Origin of the sequence: Chlamydiifrater volucris (assembly GCF_902806995.1) — a bacterium.
Lineage (GTDB): Bacteria > Chlamydiota > Chlamydiia > Chlamydiales > Chlamydiaceae > Chlamydiifrater > Chlamydiifrater volucris.
Genome location: NZ_LR777654.1, coordinates 876644 through 902959 on the forward strand (window position 1 = coordinate 876644; position 26316 = coordinate 902959).

General features: G+C 41.1%; 22 protein-coding genes, 2 tRNA genes and 1 pseudogene. 13 read left to right on the forward strand and 12 right to left on the reverse strand.

What is annotated here, in order from left to right:
• Positions 1-18 precede the first annotated feature (18 nt).
• The 3 genes and pseudogenes from KJA62_RS03620 to KJA62_RS03630 all read left to right on the forward strand — a co-directional run.
• Entirely contained in the window at positions 19-1368 is a 1350-nt protein-coding gene (locus tag KJA62_RS03620; protein ID WP_213318657.1) for an amino acid carrier protein, read from the forward strand.
• Positions 1369-1524: 156 nt separating this feature from the next.
• Complete coding sequence (locus KJA62_RS03625; RefSeq protein WP_213318658.1) at positions 1525-1878, forward strand: hypothetical protein; 354 nt, start codon at positions 1525-1527, stop codon at positions 1876-1878.
• Positions 1879-1903: 25 nt separating this feature from the next.
• Positions 1904-2110: pseudogene (locus KJA62_RS03630) on the forward strand (YtxH domain-containing protein); the annotation flags it as partial.
• Between the two features lie 30 nt (positions 2111-2140).
• Here the strand turns inward: KJA62_RS03630 and KJA62_RS05235 are convergent.
• Entirely contained in the window at positions 2141-2269 is a 129-nt protein-coding gene (locus KJA62_RS05235) for a hypothetical protein (RefSeq protein ID WP_425513841.1), read from the reverse strand.
• Between the two features lie 205 nt (positions 2270-2474).
• Here KJA62_RS05235 and KJA62_RS03635 point away from each other — a divergent pair, with 205 nt between their 5' ends.
• From KJA62_RS03635 to KJA62_RS03650, 4 genes are all read left to right on the forward strand, one after another.
• A complete protein-coding gene (locus tag KJA62_RS03635) occupies positions 2475-5291 on the forward strand; it encodes a polymorphic outer membrane protein middle domain-containing protein (RefSeq protein ID WP_213318660.1) in 2817 nt (938 codons plus the stop codon).
• Positions 5292-5495: 204 nt separating this feature from the next.
• On the forward strand, positions 5496-6086 hold the full coding sequence (locus tag KJA62_RS03640) for a hypothetical protein (RefSeq protein WP_213318661.1): 591 nt from the start codon (positions 5496-5498) through the stop codon (positions 6084-6086).
• A gap of 78 nt (positions 6087-6164) precedes the next feature.
• A complete protein-coding gene (locus tag KJA62_RS03645) occupies positions 6165-7559 on the forward strand; it encodes a hypothetical protein (RefSeq protein ID WP_213318662.1) in 1395 nt (464 codons plus the stop codon).
• Positions 7560-7723: 164 nt separating this feature from the next.
• A complete protein-coding gene (locus KJA62_RS03650) occupies positions 7724-12496 on the forward strand; it encodes an autotransporter domain-containing protein (protein WP_213318663.1) in 4773 nt (1590 codons plus the stop codon).
• Between the two features lie 14 nt (positions 12497-12510).
• On the opposite strand, the gene KJA62_RS03655 is transcribed toward KJA62_RS03650, so the two are convergent.
• Positions 12511-12597 (reverse strand) — tRNA-Ser (locus KJA62_RS03655).
• 330 nt (positions 12598-12927) lie between these two features.
• Between KJA62_RS03655 and KJA62_RS03660 the strand changes: the two genes are divergently transcribed.
• Genes KJA62_RS03660 through KJA62_RS03670 form a run of 3 tightly spaced genes read left to right on the forward strand, consistent with a single transcriptional unit; the run spans position 12928 to position 15300 of the window.
• Positions 12928-13749 (forward strand): metal ABC transporter solute-binding protein, Zn/Mn family, encoded by an 822-nt coding sequence (locus KJA62_RS03660; protein WP_213318664.1) that lies wholly within the window; start codon positions 12928-12930, stop codon positions 13747-13749.
• Entirely contained in the window at positions 13746-14453 is a 708-nt protein-coding gene (locus KJA62_RS03665) for a metal ABC transporter ATP-binding protein (protein WP_213318665.1), read from the forward strand. The genes KJA62_RS03660 and KJA62_RS03665 overlap by 4 nt, the downstream gene beginning before the upstream one ends.
• Before the next feature lie 10 nt (positions 14454-14463).
• Entirely contained in the window at positions 14464-15300 is an 837-nt protein-coding gene (locus KJA62_RS03670) for a metal ABC transporter permease (protein ID WP_213318666.1), read from the forward strand.
• On the opposite strand, the gene obgE is transcribed toward KJA62_RS03670, so the two are convergent.
• The 4 genes from obgE to KJA62_RS03690 all read right to left on the reverse strand — a co-directional run bounded on the left by obgE (position 15258) and on the right by KJA62_RS03690 (position 17179).
• A complete protein-coding gene (gene obgE, locus KJA62_RS03675; protein ID WP_213318667.1) occupies positions 15258-16262 on the reverse strand; it encodes a GTPase ObgE in 1005 nt (334 codons plus the stop codon). The two genes, KJA62_RS03670 and obgE, sit on opposite strands and share 43 nt — an antisense overlap.
• A gap of 103 nt (positions 16263-16365) precedes the next feature.
• A complete protein-coding gene (rpmA, locus tag KJA62_RS03680; RefSeq protein ID WP_213318668.1) occupies positions 16366-16623 on the reverse strand; it encodes a 50S ribosomal protein L27 in 258 nt (85 codons plus the stop codon).
• Between the two features lie 17 nt (positions 16624-16640).
• Positions 16641-16964, reverse strand: a complete 324-nt coding sequence (gene rplU, locus KJA62_RS03685) for a 50S ribosomal protein L21 (RefSeq protein WP_213318669.1) — start codon at positions 16962-16964, stop codon at positions 16641-16643.
• Between the two features lie 142 nt (positions 16965-17106).
• Positions 17107-17179 (reverse strand) — tRNA-Phe (locus KJA62_RS03690).
• A gap of 253 nt (positions 17180-17432) precedes the next feature.
• On the opposite strand from KJA62_RS03690, the gene ispF reads away from it, so the two are divergent.
• The gene (gene ispF / locus KJA62_RS03695) at positions 17433-17948 is read left to right on the forward strand and encodes a 2-C-methyl-D-erythritol 2,4-cyclodiphosphate synthase (RefSeq protein WP_213318670.1); all 516 of its coding nucleotides are present in this window, start codon (positions 17433-17435) and stop codon (positions 17946-17948) included.
• Here the strand turns inward: ispF and KJA62_RS03700 are convergent.
• The 6 genes from KJA62_RS03700 to KJA62_RS03725 all read right to left on the reverse strand — a co-directional run bounded on the left by KJA62_RS03700 (position 17945) and on the right by KJA62_RS03725 (position 23542).
• The gene (locus tag KJA62_RS03700) at positions 17945-19009 is read right to left on the reverse strand and encodes a ferredoxin reductase domain-containing protein (RefSeq protein ID WP_213318671.1); all 1065 of its coding nucleotides are present in this window, start codon (positions 19007-19009) and stop codon (positions 17945-17947) included. The two genes, ispF and KJA62_RS03700, sit on opposite strands and share 4 nt — an antisense overlap.
• A gap of 29 nt (positions 19010-19038) precedes the next feature.
• The gene (gene rpsJ / locus KJA62_RS03705; protein ID WP_213318672.1) at positions 19039-19356 is read right to left on the reverse strand and encodes a 30S ribosomal protein S10; all 318 of its coding nucleotides are present in this window, start codon (positions 19354-19356) and stop codon (positions 19039-19041) included.
• Between the two features lie 10 nt (positions 19357-19366).
• Positions 19367-21451 carry an elongation factor G gene (gene fusA / locus KJA62_RS03710; RefSeq protein WP_213318673.1) on the reverse strand — a complete coding sequence of 695 codons (2085 nt, stop codon included), beginning with the start codon at positions 21449-21451 and terminating at the stop codon, positions 19367-19369.
• Positions 21452-21478: 27 nt separating this feature from the next.
• Positions 21479-21952 carry a 30S ribosomal protein S7 gene (gene rpsG, locus KJA62_RS03715; protein ID WP_213318674.1) on the reverse strand — a complete coding sequence of 158 codons (474 nt, stop codon included), beginning with the start codon at positions 21950-21952 and terminating at the stop codon, positions 21479-21481.
• A gap of 62 nt (positions 21953-22014) precedes the next feature.
• Positions 22015-22386, reverse strand: a complete 372-nt coding sequence (gene rpsL, locus KJA62_RS03720) for a 30S ribosomal protein S12 (RefSeq protein ID WP_213318675.1) — start codon at positions 22384-22386, stop codon at positions 22015-22017.
• Positions 22387-22537: 151 nt separating this feature from the next.
• The gene (locus tag KJA62_RS03725) at positions 22538-23542 is read right to left on the reverse strand and encodes a hypothetical protein (RefSeq protein ID WP_213318676.1); all 1005 of its coding nucleotides are present in this window, start codon (positions 23540-23542) and stop codon (positions 22538-22540) included.
• 203 nt (positions 23543-23745) lie between these two features.
• Between KJA62_RS03725 and KJA62_RS03730 the strand changes: the two genes are divergently transcribed.
• Positions 23746-24033 carry a hypothetical protein gene (locus KJA62_RS03730; protein WP_246481894.1) on the forward strand — a complete coding sequence of 96 codons (288 nt, stop codon included), beginning with the start codon at positions 23746-23748 and terminating at the stop codon, positions 24031-24033.
• A 138-nt stretch (positions 24034-24171) separates the two neighbouring features.
• Entirely contained in the window at positions 24172-26115 is a 1944-nt protein-coding gene (gene tsp / locus KJA62_RS03735) for a tail-specific protease Tsp (protein WP_213318966.1), read from the forward strand.
• Positions 26116-26316 lie beyond the last annotated feature (201 nt).

Genomic DNA, 26316 nt, shown 5'->3' on the forward strand with positions numbered 1-26316 from the left:
CTCAGCTTTGGAGTTTTTGTGGGTCGTTTTTTAGCCTTTCTTCAGTCCTTTGATGACTTCTTTTGGTCCTACGTAGCTTTCGCTATCATTATGACAGTGGGAGTTTGTTTCTCTCTAAAATCTAAATTCTCCCAAATAACCCATTTCCCCGAACTGTGCCGAGAATTTTTTTCCGCCTTTAAGCAACGATCCTCTCAAGACAAGAAAGGCGTACACCCTATCAAGGTTTTTTTTGCATCTACAGGCGGAAATATCGGCATAGGTAATGTCGTTGGAATCGTAACTGCGGCTTGTATTGGTGGACCAGGAGCCATGCTCTGGGTTTGGATTGCTGGGATCCTCGGTTCTATAGTTAAATATGCTGAAGTTTACCTAGGTGTTAAATTCCGCGTCCTAGGCAAAGATGGTGTTTTTTACGGGGGGCCTATGTACTTCCTCGAAAGAGCCTACCGAACACCTTTAATCCCCATAATCGTAGCCGTCTTGTTATGCATCTACGGCGTAGAAATCTACCAATTTTCTGTCATAGCCGATAGTGTGTCTCACTGTTGGTCAGTGCCCAGGTTAATCACCATTGCTTCTCTTCTCTTCGCCGTAATCTACGCCGTCCTTGGAGGCTTGCAGAGAATTGGTAAAATCTGCTCCTTAGTATTGCCATTCTTTATGGTTGTCTACTGTTTTATGGGCGTTTCCATCCTAGTCCTAGAAGCTTCAAAATTGCCAGAACTTCTCAAAGCGATTTTTCACTCAGCATTCACAGGACACGCGGCTATTGCGGGGTTCGCTGGAAGCTCTTTGGCCACCACTATTCATCAAGGAATATCCAGAGCTGCCTACTCTGGGGATATTGGAATAGGATTCGATTCCGTTATTCAAAGTGAAAGTTCTGCAGATCGGCCTGAAACTCAGGCAAAACTATCTATAGTAGGTATGGCTGTGGATAACTTCATCTGCACAATAAGTCTACTTATGGTGCTGGCCTCCGGATCTTGGCTTTTGGGATTGGAAAACGCCTCTCTGACAGTGGAAAAAACTCTCTCAACATACTTTCCTTTTGTGAAAGTTTTTCTCCCTCTATTCTTGTTCGTTACGGGATATACAACGATTACTTCATATTTTCTTGTAGGTAGTAAGTGTGCCGCTTTCTTATACCCAAAACATGGGAAAAAACTGTATCTGGCATATGGAACAATAGCTCTTCCCTTATTCTGTTTCCTATCTCAAAATACTGCGCTTCTCGTGATGTCCGTTTCCGGGGCTCTGTTGCTTTGTTTTAACTTGCTTGGAGTGTTCCTTCTTAGAAAAGAGGTTCGATTTCCTGGAAAAGTTCAACTTCAAGAGACTCAGTTAGAGCCTTCTACTGATTAAATGAGTTTAGATCTTCTAAAGAACGCAACCAGCTATTAGCAAACCAGTTGCGTTTTATTTTTAAAAACAAAGAAAAGAAATAGAAATTAACTTCTATCTTATTATCCAATTAAAATTATAAAATAAATTTATAAAATTAAGTGTTTTATTCTTTTTATGGATAATTGGATACACATAACCCTTGCAGGATGCGGAATTCTTGTCTCTGTAGGCATGATGACTTGTATTTTCCTAGCAATTAGTGTCTTATTGAAAATAAATAAGATCTCTAAATTGTTTGTTAAAATAATGGGGATTATCAACTTTGAAACAAAAATACTGGCTCCTTTGCTGATGGGGAAACGTATTTTCGATTCATTTCTAAAAAAGCGAGAGAAATCTTCTGAGAAAGAATGTATTACATTGGTTTCCCAAGAAGAAGGTTCCCCCAAAAAACTTCCTTGCTTAGCTAAATGGATCGTTCTTGGGTTAGCTATCTGGAAAATCTGTAAACGGAAAAACAAACATTAATCAACTGTTTTGGAAATGAGGAAGTATGTTTAGCAGAAAGCCCCAGAAATGCAAAAGGCCTACAAAACATTTTAAATGGCTAAGAGGAGCCCTATTTGGTGGTTTTGTGGCAACAATAATTACACTTCTTTTTGCCCCCAAAAGTGGAAAACAAACTCGAAGACGTTTCAGTAAGATCCGTAATTCAAGTCAACATCAGGGCAAAACATTAATAAAAAATAGTAAAAACCATGCTCGTGTTTTTGCTAACCACGCAAAAGTTTTAGCAAAAAATCTTTCCAAAGAAATCAAAATCTTTGCTAAATCCATCTCCAATTCTGATCAATAACTCCCTAATCATCAAAACAGACTCAACTTCTTCATCTAACTCAGGAGAAGTTGATTTCTGCATAGTGAGACCCCCTCTAATAACCAACAACAAAAAGATAATGCCCAAAATTCATCCCGAATCGAAAATGGATTAAAAAAAAATTATCATTCACAAATAACTTTATTTTAAGTTCATCTAGATTTTTCATTATGTTATGCTTCCGAGGAGCGACTTCGATTTGAGATTTAGTCCAGAATTAATACGAAAACAGAACTAGGGGTACACCATGACAAAACCGATCTCTTGGAAATCTTTGCTCCCCGTACTATTGTCTTTTTCCAATCTCCATGCATCAACAATAATCCAAGATGCTATTCCCCTAGAAGGCGTTAAAGAAGGCTCTGATCCCTTATTTTTCACTCTTTTAACAACCTCTTCTGAAGGAACAACTTACAGCTTAACCCGAAAAACGATTTTCAAAGACTTCTTATCTACTGACGATAAGAACCACGGCGGAGCCTTCAGAAATATCGAAGGACCCTTAACTTTCTTAGGAAATTCTAGGCTATCATCTATGGCCTTCCACTCTCTTCGTTTAGAATCCGCTTCAGGATCTTCTATTTTCTCAGAAGGCCCCGTTTCTATCTCAAAGATGCGCTCGGTTTCCATTGAGTCTAATGCTTCCAAGGGAGGTGCTATCTTCTCCAAAAATACAGTAGCCTTCGTGGATTCTAATAAACTTTCGTTTATAGGAAATACGGCTAGTGGAAGTGGAGCTGTTATCCTCGTCGACGGTGGGGAACAAACTGGAGCAAAATTCGAAAGAAATTTTGGATGCATTCGATTTGGCAGCAACTCCTGCAGCACCGACGATCTAGAACCCCTAAGAAACCTCAATGGAGCCAATGGAGGAGCTATAGCCGTACTATCCAATAATGCTCTGATTCTGTTTAAAGACAATGATCAAGGTATGATTTTTGAAAACAATCGAGCAGAGAAAGGAGGAGCCCTTTACAATAAGACGGGTAGAACCGATTTTGAAAGCAATTCTGGAGAAATTTTTTTCCACAAAAACACGGCCCATACAGGTGGAGCCATAAATTCTATTTGTTCTTTCTCTAAAAACAAGGATTCCATCCAATTCCTAGAAAATTTTGCCCAAATCAATGGAGGCGCCATAGCTGGCAACCACTGTTCTTTCCGCGGCAACGTAGGCAACATATCATTCAAGGATAATAGCTGCCTGGGCAACGGCGGGGCTATTTGTTCAGGTTCTTTGCTACTAACGGAGAATAAAGACGTTTGTTTCATTAACAACCGATCAAAAAAACACGGTGGAGCTGTCTTCATTGATGCAACACAACCAACCCGCCCCGACATCATCTTATCTGCCGACGAAGGAAGTATTATCTTTAATCAAAACAAAGCCTTGTTTTCTGAAAACAACCCTGAAGCTTCCATTAGGAATGCTCTATACACAGAAGGTATCCCTAGCCAATTTCTGATAGGCGCCAAGAAGGATCATAGTGTCTTATTTTATGATCCTGTTTGCTCTTTAGGAAAAGGAGGTTCTGTAATTATTAATCCATTCGATGCTCAAAAAGGCATCGTTGTTTTTTCTGGGAAGACTTTAACCAAGCAGGAGCAAACAAATCCCGCAAACTTTTCTTCTGTTTTTGAGCAAAGCATGGAATTGGTCCAGGGCACCTTACGTTTGGAGAAAGGGGCTTCCCTATCCGTAAAATCTTTTAACCAAACGGGCGGAGTTTTGAGCCTTAGCTCTGGAACAACTTTGCAAACAACGGGATCCGAGGGTTATTTACTCATCCGAAAATTATGCCTAAACCCTATCGAAGACTCTTCTTTGCCCGCCGTAATAGCCGTCAAAGAAGCTGGCAGTATCACTCTATCGGGAACTCCTGACGTTAAAGATCCTTACGGTATTTTCTATGAAGATCACAAACTAGCCTCTTCTCCTAAAGAAGTTAAAGTTTTGCTTCTAGGAGACTCTATAAACACGGACAAATTCTATATCGATAACATTCGGGTCAATGCTAATCGTTACGGCTACCAAGGATATTGGACTTTTTCTTGGGCGGAAAACAAGTCCAATTCTAGGGTTTTGCAAGCAATCTGGCATCCCTCCGGATATTTCTCCGCCAGCCCCCAAAAATGTGGAGATTTCGTGCCAACAACCTTATGGTCTCTCTTCGACGGCTTGCAAACGATAGAAAAAACTTTTGTGAACAATTACTTAAGCAATAATCATTTGTTTCCATTGCGGTGCATATCGCTTACTTCCTCCCTCAAAGGTTCCATGATGTTCCAAGGAAATTCTTCCAAGATTGCAGGATTTTCTCTTGGGCATATTGGCGGTGATGCTGTCGTGCAGATTCCTTTATCTCCTTCAACAGTCATTTTGGGAAGTATTTCCAAACTTCTTGGGACAATGGAGTCTGGAAGATTCCCAACCAAGAGTAAGAATGATCTATTAGCTGCTACCGTAGCTATTGAAAGTAATGACTGTGCCATAGGGTTACACTCTTCCCTATCCTATGGAGAAGAAACACACAATTCTGAAGATTCCTATTGTTACCGAGGAGTAACAAAAGGCACATGGAAAAATACCGGGTGGAGGGGTTCTACCTATCTCTCTTACTCATACCCTAAATGCTTACACTGGATGAAGCTCACTCCTTTTATTGGGGTGGAATGGTTCAAGGGAATTCAATCTCCTTTTGTTGAAACTGGTTATGACCCAAGAAGATTTTCGCGATCTTGCTTGGAAAACCTTTCTCTTCCATCAGGGGTTGCTATAGAACTACGAAGGTTAGGAAAAAATTGCTCTGCTATGACAAGTTGTAAACTCTATTATAACAGAGAGTTTTATCGTAAAGATCCTGTTTGTGACGTTATCCTTTCTTTGAACAACAAAGAATGGAAAACTAAGGTGTGTGCTGTAGGAAGAGAGACTCTCTCTTTCGAATCGAGCACGATCTTGGCTTTTGATAATCTGTCAATTTCTTTCAAAGGCTCTTCTTCCCAAAGAGATTCTGGCGGCATTAGTCTCTTTGGAAGCGGTTCTATTTCAATTCGATATTAAGTCATCTTTACTTTTCTTCTATAAAGACTTCCTAACAAAAGGGGGTCTTTTTTTCTTTTTTATAAAAAGATCTTAACAAAATAAAACTAAAATATCCCAATTATCAACTAATTTTCATTTTTATTTTAAAAAATAAAATCAAAATAGTTGAAAGGTGATAGAATTTATGTCTCGAAAGTATATCTTTTACATTTTGAGGTTTTTATGAGTATGGGAAATGTTTCTTTTGGCAACAACCCAGGAATTCAAACTCAATCAGGAAATACGACAAATTTGAAAAATGCTTCCGCAGAGGAAAAAAATAGGAGAGTTGCTAGAATTGCCAAGCAAGTTTTAATTATCCTAGCTTCTATTGCAGCAATAGCAGCAGGTATCGCAATTACTATAACTACTGGAGGGGCTGGAGCTGGGGCCTTAGCTTTCTCAGCCCTTGGTCTGGCCGCTTTAGCAAAAACTATGGTCGACGTGGTTAAGGATTCTAGACAGTCTAGAAATCAAGAAATTGTAGAATCTACACAACCTCTCCTAAGGAGATCTTCCTCCTCAAGCTCCCATAGTGGTGGCCACTCTGAAGAAGTTTCCAGATCCGCTAGTAAGAAATCTAGGGAAGAGCAAAAAGCTCGTTGGGAAAAACAAAAAGCTGACAGAGCAGCTAGGGCCGAAGCTAGAGCCAAAAAAATGAGTGAGCTAGAAGAGAAGTCTGGCGCTATGGCTGATGCTGCTAAAGATTTTTCTGATACTGCTAAGGCACTCGCAGATAAAATGCAGAAAAAAGGTAAAAATAAATGGCTTTAACTTTTTAAATTACAACAATGAGAGTAGCCCTTAGAGGGTTACCCTCACTTTTCAAATCTGTTACTTTTAGGTGTATACATGTCCTCTATACAACACTTAAGGAACCCATCCATACCTGAAAACAATCAAAAAAACGAATCATCTCCAGTAGAGAAAAGTATTACTCATCAAAGAATCCTGTCTATTACGACCATAGCATTGGCTGTTTTAGTTGGAGCAGCTACCGTTGCCGCTTCAGCTATCCTGTGCCCCACCACTCCATTTATCATCCTTACCCTGGCTGTGGTTTCATCCTTGATAACAATAACTCTAGTTTGCTCTGTGTTAGATCACCAGAGACGTTCTTATGTTCCTATAGAACCACAAAAACCAGTAGAAGAACCCAAAGCTGTCCCTATAAAACAGACGGAAGAGGAAGTCCGTAAGCCTGTACTCCCAGAAATGCGGGTAATTCCAGTCCCTGAGGCCGAAGTAGAGGAGGAACCTGAAAGATTTAAGCTTCCTGAAAAGCTTAGAGTGGTCTCAGAAGAATCAGAAGCTGCAAAGATTAAGTCAGAGGAAGGCCCTGAAGTTATACATCCTGTCGTAATAAAACTTCCTACCGGAGGAGAGCCAAGATTCGATTACACTACTATCCAAGAACTACTAAATACTGGGTGGACCTTGGAACTTACTGAACAAGATGTTCTCTACAAGTCTTCTCAAAATAAAAATTTGCAGTTATTAACCAAAATATCCTCTGTACACGATCCAAGAGCGACCTACGAAACTCCCGAGCAAATCCGAGAGCTACAAAACTTTGTCGTGTGGGTGCAAGAAACCCGTGCAACCCCGAATTTAGGGAGAGGCAGCAAAGATGTATCGCCAGAGTTTCCGAAAAACATGGATGCTATCCGTATCCCTGTAAAAATGAAGGAGGCTGTTTCCGAACTATGTACAGCAACCCTGAAATCTCCTTGGTTAACCTCAGGACAGACTGTTTCTCTTCCCTATGTTGATATTTCTCCATCTCTCCCTGGACCAAAAGCTATGACGTTTACCAGATTTGTAAAAACACCGGAATCTCTTTCTGAAGTTGAAACCTCATCCTCTCTGTATACTTCTCAATACAAGTCTATTATAGAAAAAAGTTTACAGGCGCTGTCTTCTGATGATGAAACAGAGTCTGGTAGAAAGCGAACCATCCGTCTACCGGTGATGGGCTTACCTTCTCCTGGAGACCCTATTTACAGAGATGAGAAAACTGTGGAAGCTATAAGTTTTATGACTCGGATAGCTCTCTTAAAAGCACTCTCTGAACTTCTTAAATCCCCTGAATCACTTTTAAACCAAACTACTCAAAAATGCATAGTCTGTATCGAGCTTTGTGACGAAGATAACCTTCCCTTAGGAGAGGTTAATGAAGGCTCCCCGTCTTCTCCATCCGAAGAGTCATGGACTGAAGTTAAAGTAGTAACACAACCGATTTCATAAAAACCAAAAACCAGCTTGCGATCTACGAAATCCAGGCTGGTTTCTTTCTTTTCTCTCTTAGCACTTTGTCGATTTTCTACTAGTTTTTACCCTTGCCTAATTTCTCTCGGTATTTTATTTAGACAGTCTAATAGGCAGTTAAATCGATAAAGAGTTCCCTAATTATGAAGTGGCTTTCTGCTACGGCTGTTTTCACCGCAGCACTTCCTTCTCTGATTGCACTTGGAGAAACCAGTGTCACCCTGAACAAGAATAAAACTGGTCTCTCTGTAACAGAATCTACGAATAATTTTACTCAAGTCGCTGACCCATCCGGAACTATATACACGATAGACGGAGACGTCACACTTTCCAGTTACAACTCTGTTCCTCCCCCAACTCCAACTCCTCAACCAGACACAAGTCAAAGCTCTTCTGGTGCCTCTGACTCCCAATCACAACAAAATCAACAATCTGAAACAACAGGAACAACCCCCGCAGTTAAAACAGCAAATCCTGACAGCAAAAAGTATACTCAGGGTGGAGCGTTTCGTAACCCATACGATTACGCTTCTATGGGCATAGTCACAGATCCAGACACTCCAGGATCTTTGACCATTTCTAAAGTCACTGTTCCTGATGAAGGCGGAGGTATTTATTCGAAAGGACCTCTTACTATTGAAGGACTAGACAACCTTACATTCACTGGAAACTCATCACAAAAGGAAGGTGGTGCTATTTTCTGTGAATCAACAACTACAATTGCAGATATCATAGATGCCATCACGTTCACTGGAAACTCTGCTATCGTCCCCACTCCTCCGGCCTCGGAGGGTGCTCAAGCTAACGTCGTTCTAGCTGATCCTCCCGCACCAAGGGGAAATGGGGGCGCCATATCCTCCAAAGGGAAGTTGTTGATAGAAAATTTTGGATCCATGAACCTCAGCAAGAACACAGCCTCTGGTTCTGGGGGAGCTTTTTATTCTGATGGTATCATAGAAATCTCCGGATCACCCGGATCTACTTTTGCCAACGAGAATGCTTCTGGCAAAAATGGAGGAGCTCTAGCTTCGGCGTCCGACATTATTTTACATGACTTGGATTCTGCCAAATTTAGTTCTAACAAATCAGAAGAAAAGGGCGGAGCCATCTACGCTGGAGGATCTGTAACCATATCCGGTGATAAGGGATCTTCCTCTGTTTTCTTTTCAGCCAATAGATCAAAACAAGACGGAGGCGGAGTATATTCTAGTAAAACCACAGATTTCCGTGATGCAAGCGAAATTAAATTTCTTGCAAACACAGCTGGAGTTGTAGCAACCCCAGCTGAAGAAGACGTAAAATCAACTTCTGCGGAGAAATTAGCCAAAACACTTCTGAAAAAAGTAAGTCTACAACTTGCCTCTGAAAAAGATTCTTCCGAGGGCTCCCCAGGAAATGGTGGGGGTCTCTATTCCACTGAAGATATCACAATATCTGGGATACTATCGACAGTCCTATTTCAAGGAAATACTGCAACAGGAGATGGTGGAGGGGCATACGCTAACAAACACTTTAACTGCCAACACACTCGGCGATTACAGTTTGCTAACAACACTGCCACTAAAAGTGGCGGAGGTTTATATTCCAAGGAAAGCATCTCTTGGTCAAATTTATCAGGAACTACTTTATTTAGCTCTAACGTTGCAAGTGAAAAAGGCGGAGGAATTTATGTCGGGGACAGCAAGTCCGTCACCCTTACAAATCTGGAGAAATTAGAACTTTCTGGGAACCAAGCTTCTTCTGGAGGAGCCGTATATGCCCCAGAAGGTTTCACCATTACTTTTGATCCATCTACAGCAACAATCTTACCAGAAACTCCTCCCTATGCTCCGAAACCTGACATCTCAGCTTTTGGAGATGTAATTATCTCTGGGAATAAAGCCACTACAGTCCAGAATTCTCCCGAACAAGTAACCGCTCTACAAGTATCCCAGCCGACCGAGAACCAGGGGGGAGGGATTTATTCCAAAAAAGTTTCTTTCTCCAATCTAAACTCAGTGTCTATTACAGGAAACTCTGCTCAAAAAGGTGGAGGAATCTATTCTACGGAATCCGTTAATTCTCACTCCATTCAAACCCTATCCACAAAAAGGCAAAAAGCTGTTGCGATTAAGGGAGGAATTTCTAGAGAAATCCCCGAAGATTTAAAATCTTCTGATGTGTTATTCGACTACATAGGATCTGTTTCTCTGGCTTCCAACTCTGCTACAGACAGCGGTGGAGGAATTCATGCGAAAGCCGTTTGTTTCAATAATCTCGGGAACCTTTCTCTAACTGGGAATACTGCTCAAGTTTCAGGTGGAGCTATTTACTCCACAGAGAAATTAAATGTGAAAGGAATTACTAACGTATCCGCTTCCAACAACAAAGGGCTCCAATCTGGAGGGGCCATTCATGCAAAAAGTTTTTCTTTAGACACATGTAGAAACGTAAATTTCTCTGGCAATACCGTCACGGTTGCTAAACAAGCTGTTAAAGAATCCTCTACAGACTATGGCGGAGGTGCTATTTATGGAGAAACAGTTACTATTTCTTCCTCCCTTGAAAGTGGCGTATCATTTTTAGAAAATTCGGCCAAAACATTGGCTAGCGCCCAAGAGATTGCTGCTCTTCCTGCGTCTAGCACAGTTGCCTACGGAGGCGGAATTAGCACAAAAACTAGCCTAACATTGAGTGGTAGAACTAACTTTTCTAGCAACGTTGCAGATCAAGGGGGAGCTTTAGCTAGTCAAGGAACAATTGACATTAGCGGTTCTTCCAATTTTTCTGAAAATAAAGCATTAACTGGAGGTGGTGGAGCTATCTATTCTGCGGGCAATTTAACCTTAAAGGGAAGCGCCGTATTCTCCGGGAATACTGCCAAAGAAAAAGGAAGTGCTATCCATTTAAAGTCTTCCCAATCTAACAGTACAACTTCTTCGATTACTGCCACTTCAACTATCTTATTTTCTGATAATATTTCAGCTCCTTCTACGGCTAAGCGTTCTTCTGCAAAGGTTAAGACTGCTCCTTCAGGAGCTGCTATCTTTGGAGAGAAAAACGGATCCTCTACGCCCCCAAAGTTAACATTAACTGCTGACTCGGGCGATATTATTTTTAGAAATAATGCTATAGGGAACACAAGTGATTCTTCTAAATTCTGTAGCATTGGCGGAGATATCGATTTAACCCTTAATGCAAATAAAGGCTCCATTTATTTTTATGATGCGGTAAATACCTCCGGGAGCACTTCTAACACCTGCGAAATAAATAAATCTAATAGCAGTTCCTACTCAGGACAAATTATTTTCTCTGGAACCGAGCACAACAACAAGTCTACTATTGGGCAAAAAGTAGAACTTTGTTCTGGAACATTGATTCTTGACAAAGCAGAGCTAACAGTAAATTCCTTCACACAGACTGGAGGGAACCTAGTAATGGGAGCAGGTAGCGCTCTCATAGCCAAAGGTCCTTCGGCAAATTTTTCTCTTCTTTCAAAGGAAAAAGAAAACCAGAAATTTTCGACCAAAGCTGAAGTTATTCACTCTAGCCATCCACCTGTAAGTCCAAAAAATGCAGGAGCTAATGGAATCACTATTACCAACTTATTTATCGATATCAGTGGATTGATCAATGGAGATGGACAAACAAATGCCCCCAAAATTGATATAGCAGCAGAGAATAGCGGGAGTTCTGTCGACCTATCCAATGCCTCTATCACTATAGTTGACCCAAACGGAGATCTGTACCAAAACCCTGCCCTAGGAAAAAATCTTAATCTTAAACTAATTGACCTTCCCGACAATCATGGAGCAATTACGGGCCTCAAATTATATGGGGATATTAAACCATTGAAGGGTTACATGGGTACATGGGCTCTAAAGACTGGCAGCAATAATCAAATTACTGCTGAGTGGACCTTCGACCGTTATCAGCAGTGGGCATATGTTCCTCGAGAAAGCTCTTACTACTTAAACTCTTTAGTTGGAGCTAGAGCGTCTCTTGTAGCTGTCAAACAAGGGATTTTAAACAACTGCTTATCTTCGGCTCGATTTGATGATCCTTTATACAATGTTGTGTGGACATCAGGAGTAGGAACATTCTTGCAAATTGAAGAACATGCTGGTGCTGCCGCTCTCAACTACAGCTCAAAAGGATATATTGCTGCCTTAGATTCCAAACCCAATCCTGATCTTATCTTAGGGGCTGCGTTCTCTCAAATGTTTGGTAGAACAAAAACAGAGAAAATGCACAAAGATTATGACTATTATAACTCAGAGCACTCCTACCAGACTACGTTCTATGCGGGATGCCCAGTTTATCTACTTTCGAGAAACTATAGAAATAAACGACCTGTTCTCTGGCAAGGGGTTCTAAGTTACGCATACATGAAACACCGTTCCAGAACTTTCTACCCCTCTATATGGGACAAAAACCTTGCTGACTGGCACGACAGAGCCTGGGTTTTGGACAGCCGACTAACTTTCGACTTCCGAGAACCCACTGTAGATTCTTCTGCAAGACTATCCGCATTTTTGGGATGTGAATGCATATCCCTCAGACAGTCTTCTTTCGAAGAAAGTTATTACAACCCAAGAAAATTTGATTCCACCTCATATAGGTACATAGCCCTACCTACTGGTTTTGCTATGGAGGGAACTTTACTTTTGGAATACGCGCTTCTATACAATAAAATGATGGTTGCCTATACCCCTGCCATCTTCAGAAACGAACCTATGGCTAGGTACAAGGTCTTATCGGATGGAACAAAAGGTGTCGTCAGAGGAAACGTACCCCCTAGAAACACAGCTCGTATTGAGCTTCACAACAACACGCAGTTTGCCCCCTGTTGGAGTTTATACGGCTCCTATACCATGGAGGCGGGAGAAAACTCCTTTGTACAGATGCTCAACCTTGGATCTAGGATGGTATTCTGATCCCCGAGGGGAAACGGAGAGGGCGGGATTCGAACCCGCGGTACGCGTTAACGCACACACGCTTTCCAAGCGTGCTCCTTAAGCCACTCGGACACCTCTCCAACGTAGACTCCTATGAGGGACAATCCTTCACAAGGACGCCCAAGCCAACCAAGATATCTCAGCGTTTCATTTTAATCAATACTCCTTGCCTCTAAGGATTAATAATTGTTTCTTAGATCGCCTTCATGGTTTCTGAAAAATAAAAAACTTTCCCTGGAAGATACTTTTTTTTTGAAACGGAAAAGATGACCACTAAACTAAAAAATTTTTATTAAAAGAAAACAAACTTCTCCCTTTATTAAAATTAACCCTCAGTAGGATAATATGCTGACTCAACCCCAAACTTCGTATTCCTAAGAATGTTAATACGAGCTTTTTATATATTCTTGATGTTTCTATTCCTTCCTTCAGTCTCTTTCGGAGAGTCTCCGAAGAAACCGTTGGTTTTGGTAAGCGTTTCCCCTTATAAATTTTTAGTTCGTTCCCTGGCGGGGGATCTCGTAGATGTGGAAGCTGTTGTCCCTGTACCTGCAGACCCTCACAGCTACGAGCCAACGCTCAAACAGGTACAAAAGATGCGCTCGGCATCTTTATGGTTTCTTTCAGGAGAACCCTTTGAAACATCTTGTGCGAAAGCAATTATTTGCAAATCGGTTAATATCAATGACAATGTGAGCGTCATTCCTTTGTCTAATGAAACCCCTTGCAAACACCACAGGCACCTTCTTTATGATACTCATACTTGGTTGAGTCCTAAAAATCTGAAAAAACAAGCCCAACTCGTGGCAGAGAAACTCTCAGAGCTTTTGCCTGATAAGACAGATATAGTGAACGCCAACTATCTAAAAATAATTGCGGAATTAGATTCTTTGGATGAAGAAATCACTCAGGTGACTGCTAAAGCAACCAACCGTTCTATTCTGGTTACTCACCCTGCATTCACATACTTCTGTCACGATTATGGGTTTCGCCAAATACCCATAGAGCACCCCCATAAAAAGGATATCTCCCCCAGAGATCTTGTGAAATTGCTGCAGATTATAAAAAGTAACAATCTTTCTACTCTCGTTTTTTCTCAGCGATCTGGGCACAAAAAAAGTGGACACTTGTTAGCTAAAAAACTCAATATTAAGGAAATTCATCTAGACCCTTATTCCGACGACGTGTTAGAAAATCTGAAATTCATTGCCGCTGAGTTTTCTCATCTATGAGTATTTGTATTTCCGTAGAAAACCTATCTTTTAGTTACACAGATGCTCCTGTATTGGAAAATGTCTCTTGCTCTGTTAATTACGGAGATTACGTAGGTGTTCTGGGTCCTAACGGAGGGGGGAAAAGTACTTTTCTTCTTCTTATGTTAGGGTTATTGAAACCTTCTTCAGGCACGGTAACTATTTATGATCAGCAAGGACAAAAAAATCCCCAGTCTATCATAGGGTGGGTCCCTCAATACTTTTCTTTTGATAAAGCTTTCCCTATTTCCGTTGAAGAAGTTGTGTTAACAGGTCGTATTACTACTCTGAAATGGCATGGACAATACACCAGAAAAGATTATCAAGCTGTAGAGGAAGCCTTAGATCTAGTCGGGCTATCTTCTAAAAAACATTCTTGCTTCTCACATTTATCCGGAGGACAAATGCAGAGGGTCCTGTTGGCTAGAGCCCTATGTTCCAATCCTTCCATTCTTATCCTTGATGAGCCAACAACTAATATTGACACGAAAACTCAAGAATACATTTATTCTATTCTCGTGGAGTTAAATCAGACGCAAACGATTGTAATGGTGACTCACGATCTGCATCATACAACTAAATTTTTCAATAAAATGTTTTATTTAAACAAGACCCTCACACCACTATCACAAAACGATCAAACGGATTTGTATCGTTCCCTACGTTGTTGTAATAACGAGTAGAGGTTTTTGCATGAAATTAGATTTTTTTAAAGAGATGTTCAATCCTCTATTACTAAACTCTTTCTTGGCTGCCCTAGGGGCATCCATATCGGGAGGTATTGTAGGCACATATATTGTGGTTAGACGCATAGTGTCTATTAGTGGTAGTATCTCTCATTCAATGCTTGGAGGAATAGGTCTGACTTTATGGATACAATATCACCTTAACTTAGATATCTCCCCTGTTTATGGAGCTTTGGTGGGTTCCATTTTTCTTTCTATCTTTATCGGCAAAATACACTTGAAGTACCGAGAAAGGGAAGATGCTCTTATAGCCATGATTTGGTCCGTAGGGATGGCTGTAGGTATTATATTGTTTTCTATGATTCCAGGATTCAATTCAGAGCTTATAGATTTTCTTTTAGGAAATATTCTTTGGATAAATGGGAAAGACTTAAAAACCTTGTTTATACTAGACGCCGTGATCATTATCACGACAATATTCTGCCACAATAGATTCAAAGCTTTCTGCTTCGATGAAAAATATATGACCCTTAGAGGTCAGTCTCCACAAAAGTGGTATTTCCTACTTCTGACCCTTGTAGCTGCAGCCATCGTACTTCTCATTTACACTATGGGTATTATACTCATGTTAAGCATGCTCGTCCTACCAGTAACTATAGCATGCAAATTCTCCTACAAGATGACAAGAATTATGATTGTATCTTCTCTTCTCAACATAATTTTTTCTTTTTCAGGCATTATCGCTGCCTACTTTTTAGATCTTCCCGTAGGCCCTACTATAGCTTTGTTAATGGGAATTTTCTATGGATTGAGCCTCTGTATTAAAACTTCTGTCAAAGCCTGAATACCTTGCCCTGTCTTCCCAGACACAAGGATAAACTCAAAGCTAGGAAACTCTTTGGCAAATAAGTTCATCGTGGCTTCTTCTTCATCTTCGAGTAATTCATCTACCTTATTCAAAGCCACAATAGCATCTTTTTCTAAAAGTTCAGGATTATAGAGTCTCAATTCTTTCCTAAGAGTCTTTAAATCTTCCACAGGATTCTTTCTTTCAAAACAAGATACATCCACAACATAAAGAAGTAGGCCCGTACGCTCAATGTGTCTTAAGAAATCTAGCCCAAGTCCTTTGTTATCGTGAGCACCCTGAATAATTCCTGGAATATCGGCTACAATTAAAGGTTTTTGATACTGATTAGTACGGGTAAGAAGACCTAAAGAGGGTCTGAGAGTCGTAAAAGGATAAGCTCCAACTTTTACCTCTGTATATGTCATCGCATTAAGTAATGTTGATTTTCCTGCATTGGGAAAACCTACAAGCCCTATGTGGGCAATCAATTTTAGTTCTAATTCTATGCGCAAAATTTCACCCGGCCTACCTGGGGTACACTGTGTAGGAGCTCTATTGGTAGAGCTTTTAAAATGAGAGTTTCCCTTCCCCCCTCGACCTCCTCGGCAAACAATAAGCTCTTCACCTTCTCGGACAAAATCTTTGATAAGCTCCCCAGTTTCTGCATTTTTTAATAAAGTGCCTGGAGGGACGGCTAGCACTAAATTCTTGCCGTTCCTGCCAGACCTATTATTTGAAGCCCCGGGTCGTCCATCTTCAGCTTTTAAAAATCGCAAGTTCTTATAAGCCTCGAAACAATAAACATGATTATCCGTACGTACAATAACAGATCCCCCGTTACCTCCGTTACCCCCATAGGGTCCTCCCTTGGGTAGGTACTTTTCTTTACGCCAAGCAACAACGCCGTTGCCACCCTTCCCAGCGCGAAGCTCTAAAACAACCTTATCAGTGAACAAGACCAAACCTCAAACCATAGAAAACAAAAAACCCCGTTCAACCAAGGAGATGGAAACAACGGAGTTCAGTAAGAAAACAAAAAGTGTGATTTTGTTTAGCTTTTTACTTGCTAGCAGCTGGTAAAACGGAAACGTAGGTACGGTTCGTTTTTTTCATAGAAACGAACCCATCAACTAAAGCGAACAGAGTGTCGTCCTTACCTCTTCCAACATTTTTGGAAGGTCTCCACTTCGTTCCTCGCTGCCTAACTAAGATACTTCCAGTAGTGACGTATTGACCACAACCAACTTTCATTCCCAAACGCTTTGACTCGGAATCTCTTCCGTTACGGCTGGCTCCCTGTCCTTTCTTATGTGCCATCTTACACTACCCCGATTTTACAACGACAACTCACGGATCTTTACTCTGACATAGTTTTGTCTATGACCAAGTTTCCTATGACAATTCTTTCTTTTTTTATACTTATAAGCAGTCACTTTTGGACCTTTTACACAACCCAAAATATCTGCTATAACGCTAGCCTTCCCTAGAAGAGGGTTTCCTATTTTGACCTCTTTACCATTACAGGAAAACAATACTTCGGAGAAAACGTGAGTCCCAGAATCCACTGCAATGTCACTGGTCATCTCTACATCCACAACATCCCCAGCAGAAACTTTGTATTGCTTACCGCCAGCCTGAATTATAGCATAAGCTTCCATTCCTAAATCCCTATTACTGAATCAACCGCAAACCCGCTACCACTAAGAATACTTAGGCCAAAAAACCCCAACGGACTTAAACCTACTTATTGCGGGTCTGAAAGACGAGCTTTACTTCAAATTTGAGATCTTAACCCCAAAATGGCCAGAGCCGGGATCGAACCGACGACACAAGGATCTTCAGTCCTCTGCTCTACCAGCTGAGCTATCTAGCCACAGAACTCGGAAGCACAATAATAAGAAAACGTTCTGATTATTGGCAATCAAATTCCCAATAATTATTGACAAAGTTGTTATCTAAGATATTATCTCTTCCCGAAATTTTTTTTACTCCGCTATTAGCATTTTCTCTCTCCCATAAACCATTAGATGTAAAATTCTTTTAAAAAAGAAACCGATGGATTACCATCACTAACTCTAGAGAGGACTGGCGGATAGGTTTTCGTTTAAAAATTGAGGCTTTTAAATATGCAAGGTAATCCCGAGTGGATAGTTAGGACTGGCATGGGCCAGGATAGTCATCGTTTCCTACCTGAGGGCTCGACTAAGCCATGTATCCTTGGAGGAGTTATTTTTGAAGATGTCCCCGGATTTCAGGCTAATTCTGATGGGGATGTGATTTTTCATGCTTTGTGTAATGCGCTCACTTCAATCACTCAAAACATTATTTTGGGCAAAGTGGCAGATGAACTGCTCAATTCTAGAGGCATCACGGATAGTGGGGTTTACCTTGAGGAAGCCGTCAATAGTCTAAAACCTAACCAGCATATTTCCCATGTAGCTATAACCCTAGAAGGCAGTAGACCTCGGTTTCTCCCAAAGGCCTTGCTTGTAAGAGAAAGTGTATCTTCTGCTCTAAAAATTCCTTTGGAGTCTGTAGGAATTACAGTCACCTCTGGAGAGGGGCTAAGCGACTACGGCTGTGGTGATGGGGTCTTGTGTTTTTGTATTGTTACGGTTATGGAGAAGGTGGAAGATTCCTAGTAAACATCTGCTACAAAGCGTTTAGTTTTCCTGAATTCTTTAAACGTCTCTTTGCCGAGAATTATCTCTAGAGTTTTCCTTATTTCTGCTCCCATAAGCTTGCTACCGCAAACGAAAATGTGAGCACCAGAAGCGCATGCGTTCTGGATTTGGGTGCTCTTTTCTAGGACTTTATCCTGCACATATACTTTTTGATCATTTTCTCTAGAAAACGCCAAGTGGACCTCTAACAATTCTTGATCACAGCATCTTTGCCAAAAATCTTCGTAATAGAAATCGCTGTTACGCTTGCGCTCCCCAAAGAAGAGATAATTTTTAGCGCGCTCTTGAAGATACAATCTTTCCTGCATGAATGCTCTGTACGGAGCTATTCCTGTTCCTGCCCCTATCATAATTAGAGGCTTTCCTTGATTGTTTTCGTTTAAAGTAAAATGTTGAGTAGGACTGATGTACCCCTGTATCTCTTCATTTTCTTGTATTCTATTACAAATATAGGAAGAGCAAACACCTGGCCACGAAGAATGCGCTCCTTTAACGAGAATAGAACGTACAGTAAGTTCTAAAGAATCTCTGTCCCATAATGGAGAAGATGCTATCGAATAAAATCGAGGAAGTAATGGAGAAAAAAGTGAAGTGACATCCTCTAAACGTATTTTTGGTCGATATTCGAGAAGCAACTCCCTCAAAGAGACTTTCCTTCCGTCTTTTTGGACACAACTCTCTTCAGAAAACAAGCTCCTAGAAAATTCTGAGAGCCTATCCAAGTCAGCTCTTTTGGTAAGAAAGGTTTTTGCATCAAAAACTTTATTCGTTCTAGGATCGAGAAGAGGGCTTTCCCCTCGCAAAGAAAGGGCATCCAAGAGAGCGTCAACAGCCTCGGGATCATTTTCGGGGAGTATTGCTAAAGAATCCCCTACGCGGTATTGAAGCGCCCCAACATTTTTTACGGAAAACTTAAGAGAATATACCAACTCCTCATTCCCACTTACTTCGTCCCTTTTTGTCAATAAGGAACGCTCTTTCAAGACAAAACCCAGGAGAGAAGCATCTCTATCGCTCATAAATGCTAATTGGCAGTAAACAAACCTTATTAGGAAGCTTTAATCTTAATATCAACTCCAGCAGGCAAAGAAAGCGTCTTGAGAGCGTCTATTGTCTTCCCGGTAGGAGCTAAAATGTCAATAAGTCTCTTGTGTGTTCGAATCTCAAACTGCTCTCTAGACTTTTTATCTACATGCGGAGATCGCAAAACAGTATAGACTTCTCTTTTTGTTGGCAAAGGTATAGGCCCGACGATTACAGCTCCGGTCCTTTTTGCTGTCTCAACAATATCAGCCGTGGAGCGATCCAACTGAGTCTGATCAAATCCCTTCAATCGGATTCGAATTTTTTGTTTTTGCTGCTTCATGAATACCCTTCTATTTCTTTGTAATCTCGTCCTGGAGCTTTTGAGGAACCTTTGAAAAGAATGCAGGCTCCATCGTAGAGGTTGCTCGACCTGATGTTAAAGAACGCAGAGAAGTTGTATAACCAAACATCTCGCTCAAAGGCACTTCAGAACCCACTTGAGCCATTCCTTTGGAACTCTCTTGCCCCAAAATCTTTCCTCGACGACGGTTTAAATCTCCGATAACATCTCCAAGATTATCCTCTGGGGTTACAACGGTCACTTTCATAATTGGTTCCAAAATGACCGGCTTAGCTTTACGACAAGCCTCCTTCACAGCCATAGAACCACATATTTTGAATGCCATCTCACTAGAGTCTACCTCGTGATAGGATCCAAACACGATACTCACTTTGACATCGACCAAACCATAACCAGCCAAAACACCACTGGATAGCCCCTCTTCTATTCCTTTGATTACCGCAGGAATATACTCCTTAGGGATAACCCCTCCGACAATCTTGCTAACAATCTCGTTACCCTTTCCTGGCTCATTAGGTTCAATTTCCAAACAGACGTGAGCATATTGTCCTCGCCCTCCAGACTGCTTAACGTATTTGGTCTCACTGCTTCCTGAAGTGGTAATAGTCTCTTTGTAAGAAACTTGAGGCCTTCCAACATTAGCATCTACTTTAAATTCTCGGATCATCCGATCTCGAAGAATATCTAAATGCAACTCACCCATTCCAGAAATGATAGTCTGTCCAGTCTCTTCATTCGTCGAGACGCGGAACGTAGGATCTTCCTCCGAGAGAGCGCTCAAAGCCTGTGCCAACTTCTCTCTATCCCCTTTGGATTTCGGCTCAATAGCCATATCTATTACGGGCTCAGGAAATTCTATTTTTTCTAGAACTATCTCGTCGCCCTCACTACATAATGTGTCCCCTGTAACGGAAAATTTCAAACCTACACAAGCTCCGATGTCCCCAACAGTAAACTCTTCTTTGTCAGTTCTCTCGTTCGCGTGCATTTCCAGCAACCGAGATATTCTCTCTTTTTTGTCCTTTGTAGAATTAAGAACTGTAGAACCTTTTTTAAGAGTTCCAGAATAAATTCTTAAGAAGGTAATCCTACCTACGTAAGGATCACTCATAATCTTGAAGGCCAAAGCAGCCAAAGGACCGTCAGCTCTGGGCTCTAAGAGAATTTCTTCTCCCGTTTCTAGATTAATACCACGGAGCTTACCCCTGTCTAAAGGAGAGGGCAACCACTTGACAATCACATCGAGCAATTGCTGAACACCTTTGTTTTTAAACGCACTCCCACAAAGAACTGGATTGATCTTGTTTGCAATAACCCCTTTTCTCATCACTGCATGTATCTCATCCTCAGTGATGGAGTCTGGATTCTCCAAAACTTTCTCCATGAACACTTCATCAGTCTCATCAACAGTAGCCAACTCTTCTAGAAGCTTCTCACGAAGCTCTTCCACCTGATCTTTTAACTCTTCTGGAACTTCTTTTTCCTCCCACTTGGCTCCTAAAGTCTCATCCAAAAAGTACAAAGCCTTTCTCGAAATAATATCGACCATTCCGACAAACTGACTCTCAGAACCAATAGGACAATGAACAGGAACTGCGTTAGCCCCAAGCTTCTCTTTCATAGACTCAACGGCAGCAAAATAGTCAGCCCCCATACGATCCATCTTATTGACAAAAGCAATCCTAGGAACCCCATACTTATCAGCTTGGCGCCATACAGTCTCCGATTGAGGCTCGACCCCAGAAACAGCATCAAAAACAGCCACCGCCCCATCCAAAACTCGGAGCGACCTCTCCACCTCAATAGTAAAGTCTACGTGACCAGGAGTATCGATGATATTGATCTTGGCTCCCAACCAAAAAACTGTGGTAGCAGCAGAAGTAATCGTAATACCCCTTTCCTGCTCTTGCTCCATCCAGTCCATAGTGGCACCACCCTCATGAACCTCACCAATTTTGTGAGTCCTTCCGGCATAGTACAATATCCTTTCGGTCGTTGTTGTCTTACCCGCATCAATATGAGCCATGATGCCGATGTTTCTTACGTCCGCTAAATCGAAATTCCCTTTACTCATCTACTTACTAACCCAACCAATTACCGACTACCATTTATAGTGCGCAAAAGCCTTATTAGCTTCAGCCATCCTGTGAGTGTCTTCTCGCTTCTTAATCGTCGCGCCCTGCTTGTTAAAGCAATCCACCAACTCTGCGGCTAAACCAACTTCCATACTTTTACCAGCCTTGGCTCTAGCATGCTTGATAATCCACTGCATAGCTAAACAGTTTCTTCTATCTGGAGCCACCTCCACAGGCACCTGGTAAGTAGCACCCCCAACTCGACGAGATCGCACCTCAAGAATAGGCCGAGCATTCTCCAACGCCTCTTCAAAAGCATCCATCACGCTCTCCGCCCCAACCTTCTTGGCAAAACGATCCAAGGCGCCATAGACAATCTTTCTGGCCTTAGACTTCTTCCCATGCAACATCAACTTGTTAATAAAGCGCTCAAGAATAACGCTCCCATAAACGGGATCCCCTGGAATTATACGCTTCTCGGCAGAATGCCTTCTCGACATATGGTAAACCTCTAAAAATTCTTCTTGTTAGAACAAACAACGCAAACTACATAAGATCGCTATTATTTAGGACGCTTCGCCCCATAACGAGAGCGACTTTGCTTCCTATTCTTTACTGCAGCACAGTCAAGAGTTCCCCTCACAATGTGATAACGCACACCAGGAAGATCTTTTACCCTCCCACCTTGAACAAGCACTATACTGTGCTCCTGAAGGTTATGCCCCTCTCCACCAATGTAAGCAATAACTTCCTGCCCATTGGACAAGCGAACCCAAGCAACCTTACGCAAAGCCGAGTTCGGTTTCTTCGGAGTCTTTGTCTTAACCTGCAGACAAACACCCCTTCTCTGAGGGCAACGCTGCAAAGCAGGAGACTTTTTCCTGCCCACTGTAGATTTTCGTCCTTTACGAATTAACTGATTTATGGTCGGCATGATCCTTATCTCGATTCAACCTTTCTATAAGCGGAGAACTATAGAGTAAGGAACGTTTGTTTGCAAGGAGTTATTTCAGGAACGATCTCTTTCTGAGTTATGAAAAAGATTGTTATAAAAAAAGTAAAAGTTCTTTTTAAAAACTTCTTTTTTACGCTAAACTCTCTTCGCTGGAAAGCGACTCGGCGCAGCTTACGCAATATTCCGATCGGGCCCCATTCAAGTAACCAAACATGAACCCAGTTCGGAACATCTCGGCCTTCTCTTGACTGGCGAAATGTCTTTGACATACCCCAGGGTTGCTCGGGTCAGAGATGAAGAATATTTTTGAATTATCATCCTTAATCACTACTAGCTTGCGAAATTTAGATAAAAACTTACACGCTTCTAGCGGAGATCCCATTCCGGTAAAAATCCCTGCAGACTCCCCGGACAAAAATATCACGTCCACTTGAGGCAGCAAACGCCAAAACCTCAATCGCAGTTCCCTTACCGCCAATTGGTCTGACATGTCAAGAATAACGCGATTCTCCCGATCCTTGGAAATCCTTAGGACCTTCTCCACGTAGTCATCATAGAAAAGAAGATGGCCATCCACTAAGGTATGTTCATTGTATCCAAATTTGGAAGAGTCTATCCCTTTCTTAACTAAATCCTCGATGCCAGTTACAGAATAGCAAGAAGCTCTTTTCCCGCTAGGGGAATATAGAGAGAGCTGTACCTTAGCTGCCTCGTTCTCCATAGGACCACGTTTTTCAAGGTGGTCCACACATAAAATCCCTAACCGAGATAACTGCTTTTTTAAATTGCTAACAGGTTCCCTCCTCTTAGAAGGTACTGGCCTATCATATTCCGATTCGTACTCCATCACAATCTTACGTATCGTAGCAATATCAGCAATGCTAGGATCTCCAATTCTAAGACCCGACCTCACAAGAAAATCTTCACTAACCTCCAAAGCAATATCGACAAAGGAGCTCCCAAAAACCATGACCCTAAGAGGCAATGGATGGAAACTTTCCTCAAAAGCTACATCACTCCTAAAAACTGACTCAAGAGAAACTTCAGCAAAAACCGAAAAAACCATACAAAGGGAAGATATCAGCAAAAATATCGGAGAACAAAAGTTCCTTATCCTTCCAAAAAACCCCGACATCTTCAAAAAAAAACTCACCCGTATTACCCTTTAACAATCAAAAAAATCAAACAAACCTTCTTATAACCAAAACACACAAAACTCCAACGGAGAAAATAAATCGACTTTTATAAAAAAGTCTAATCTAAAAACGCTTCTAACAACCCATTGAGCAAATTACCTGAAATACAGTAACATGTTTAGCATCAACCTTGATTAAATTTATGAATCTTAGTATCTCTCCAGAGAATTCTACAGCATCCTTAAAATTTCAAGATTTGTGGAACTGCGATAGCTACGCTGTACGTCGAGTAGGCTTAGTTTCTATGGCTGTCATATTTCTATCTATAGCTGCCGTCCTAATCTCCTTAAGTTTTCTACCTCCCACGGCCTTGTTCTTTAGCGGGGCTTATTTTATCCTTGGAAGTTTTTTAGCTTTCATTGCATTAGGTGTTTTGGCCATTAATTTACTCTTAGACAGCTGCTTGCTATCTTCACTCATTTTCAAGTAATTCTTTTCCAAACTTATAATTCTCTCTTCCCTCCGCACTAAAGCAACTCAATATACTCGTTTTTTAAGAAAACACTAAAGAGTTCCCGAATTCAACCGAATATACCGTTACACAATGTGCAACGGCTTCCGCTTTATGATGAATCGAATTATTCGCTCTTTCTTTGTCTTTCTTTGGATATTCCCCAGATTATGTTTATCTACATCAACACTTCTCACAGAAGAAATAGTAAAAAAAACAGCGGATCAATTAGCACAATATCATGTAGACAACAAAGAAATTTCTCCGTTAGTCCTTGCTAGATCCTTGGCCTGCTACATGAAAACTTTTGATATGAATAAAGTTTATTTAACGGAGAAGGAGTGGAAATCCAGCACACAGTCTTTGGATATTAAGAAAAATCTTGCATACAACTACAAAAATCACAATTTCTCTGTGTACCAAAAAATTAATGACACTATTAAAGAATCTATCTTTAGGGCTAGAAGTTGGCGTTGTGAATGGCGAAAAAATCCAGTTGAATTAGTCAATAAAGCCAAAGAAATCTATTCCTTCGAGAAATATGAAGAATTCTCTCCTTCTATACAGACTCTAAAAACACGTCACTTAAATTTCTTCCTTTCCTACTTGTCTGCGTACCTAGAAGAGAGCAAGGAAAATCGTTATGCAGGGAAAGAAGAACTTCTTGTTCTCCTCTGTGAAAAACAGTTGACAAACTATGAAAACGATTATCTAGGCATTAACGAGTACGGCAACCAAATGCCTGAAGAGGAAGAAAAACACTATATCCTTGTTCGTGCGTTAAAATCTATTGCCAACAGCCTCGATGCTCATACTGCTTACTTTAGCAAGGAAGAAGCCCTTGCTATGCGCATACAATTAGAAAAAGGGATGTGTGGCATAGGAGTAGTTCTTCGAGAAGATATCTTTGGAATTACTATACGAGAAATTATTCCTGGAGGTCCTGCAGAAATCTCAAAAAAACTCTCCCCAGGGGACGTTATCCAAAGTGTGAACGGGCAATCAATAGAGGGCATATCATTTAAAGGAGTTCTTGAAATATTAAGGGGAAATGAGGGATCCTCCGTGACTTTGGGGGTTATGAAAGAGGATGGAACCTTAGAATCCGTGCATCTTACCCGTTCAAAAATAAAACTATCTGACAAACGTGTAGATATCTCCGAAGAACCTTTCGGTAATGGAGTTATAGGGAAAGTGACTCTGCATTCCTTTTACGAAGGGGAAGGGCTTGTATCCAGCGAAAATGATCTGAAAAAGGCCATAAGCGATCTAAAAAAACATAATTTGTTAGGGCTGGTCCTCGATATTAGAGAAAACAATGGAGGGTTCCTGTCCCAAGCAGTAAAGGTGGCTGGCCTGTTCATGAAAAACGGTGTTGCTGTCGTCTCTAAATACTCCGATGGAAGCATAAAAAGATACCGAACTTTTTCGAAAACTAAGTTCTATGATGGTCCTCTAGTTGTTTTAGTATCCAAAGGTTCAGCCTCCGCTTCAGAAATCGTTGCTCAAACTCTTAAAGACTATGGACTGGCCATTGTCGTTGGTGACCAACAAACTTATGGAAAAGGAACCATTCAGCATCAAACGGTTACTGGAAACAGGGACGAAGAATCATTTTTTAAAGTAACTATAGGGAAATATTATTCCCCGTCAGGATCTTCAACTCAACTGGAGGGTGTAAAATCTGATATCATCATCCCTAGTCGGTACGGAGAAGAAAAGATTGGAGAAAAATTTTTAGATAATCCCCTACCTGCAGATCAATGCATCAATGTACTCGAAGATGATCTCTTAGATCTCGATGCCGCAACTAAAAAGTGGTTCCGATCTTATTATCTTCCTGATCTACAAGAACGCGAAGATACTTGGAGAAATATGCTCCCCACTTTGAGCGAAAATAGTTCTTTAAGACTAAGTACTAATAAAAACTTCCAAGCTTTTCTAAAAAACATCCGGAAAGAAGGGTCCAAAGATTCTTTTGGACTCAATGATATTCAAATGGAAGAATCTGTAAATATCCTAAAAGACATGATCCTTATCAAGCAAAGCCAAGGAAATTAGTTACTCATCCTCTACAATATTTTTTAAATAACCATCTCCTTCTGATTTCACGATTGCTGGTATGTTTCAAGAAATATTCTCAAAGAATATACTTAAAAGCCTTCCTTTGAATTGTCTTTTAGTCCCATAAAAACACCTTTTGCATTCCCTTAGTGAGGAGTACTTTGTCACCTAATTGAGAACTCTCAGAAACCCTTATCT

Bases quoted from the DNA above. Each gene is read 5' to 3' on its own strand.
- KJA62_RS03625 (WP_213318658.1), top strand. From the start codon at position 1,525: ATGGATAATTGGATACACATAACCCTTGCAGGATGCGGAATTCTTGTC.
- KJA62_RS05235 (WP_425513841.1), bottom strand. From the start codon at position 2,269: ATGCAGAAATCAACTTCTCCTGAGTTAGATGAAGAAGTTGAGTCTGTT.
- KJA62_RS03635 (WP_213318660.1), top strand. From the start codon at position 2,475: ATGACAAAACCGATCTCTTGGAAATCTTTGCTCCCCGTACTATTGTCT.
- KJA62_RS03640 (WP_213318661.1), top strand. From the start codon at position 5,496: ATGAGTATGGGAAATGTTTCTTTTGGCAACAACCCAGGAATTCAAACT.
- KJA62_RS03645 (WP_213318662.1), top strand. From the start codon at position 6,165: ATGTCCTCTATACAACACTTAAGGAACCCATCCATACCTGAAAACAAT.
- KJA62_RS03650 (WP_213318663.1), top strand. From the start codon at position 7,724: ATGAAGTGGCTTTCTGCTACGGCTGTTTTCACCGCAGCACTTCCTTCT.
- KJA62_RS03660 (WP_213318664.1), top strand. From the start codon at position 12,928: ATGTTTCTATTCCTTCCTTCAGTCTCTTTCGGAGAGTCTCCGAAGAAA.
- KJA62_RS03665 (WP_213318665.1), top strand. From the start codon at position 13,746: ATGAGTATTTGTATTTCCGTAGAAAACCTATCTTTTAGTTACACAGAT.
- KJA62_RS03670 (WP_213318666.1), top strand. From the start codon at position 14,464: ATGAAATTAGATTTTTTTAAAGAGATGTTCAATCCTCTATTACTAAAC.
- rpmA (WP_213318668.1), bottom strand. From the start codon at position 16,623: ATGGCACATAAGAAAGGACAGGGAGCCAGCCGTAACGGAAGAGATTCC.
- rplU (WP_213318669.1), bottom strand. From the start codon at position 16,964: ATGGAAGCTTATGCTATAATTCAGGCTGGCGGTAAGCAATACAAAGTT.
- ispF (WP_213318670.1), top strand. From the start codon at position 17,433: ATGCAAGGTAATCCCGAGTGGATAGTTAGGACTGGCATGGGCCAGGAT.
- KJA62_RS03700 (WP_213318671.1), bottom strand. From the start codon at position 19,009: ATGAGCGATAGAGATGCTTCTCTCCTGGGTTTTGTCTTGAAAGAGCGT.
- rpsJ (WP_213318672.1), bottom strand. From the start codon at position 19,356: ATGAAGCAGCAAAAACAAAAAATTCGAATCCGATTGAAGGGATTTGAT.
- fusA (WP_213318673.1), bottom strand. From the start codon at position 21,451: ATGAGTAAAGGGAATTTCGATTTAGCGGACGTAAGAAACATCGGCATC.
- rpsG (WP_213318674.1), bottom strand. From the start codon at position 21,952: ATGTCGAGAAGGCATTCTGCCGAGAAGCGTATAATTCCAGGGGATCCC.
- rpsL (WP_213318675.1), bottom strand. From the start codon at position 22,386: ATGCCGACCATAAATCAGTTAATTCGTAAAGGACGAAAATCTACAGTG.
- KJA62_RS03725 (WP_213318676.1), bottom strand. From the start codon at position 23,542: ATGTCGGGGTTTTTTGGAAGGATAAGGAACTTTTGTTCTCCGATATTT.
- KJA62_RS03730 (WP_246481894.1), top strand. From the start codon at position 23,746: ATGAATCTTAGTATCTCTCCAGAGAATTCTACAGCATCCTTAAAATTT.
- tsp (WP_213318966.1), top strand. From the start codon at position 24,172: ATGAATCGAATTATTCGCTCTTTCTTTGTCTTTCTTTGGATATTCCCC.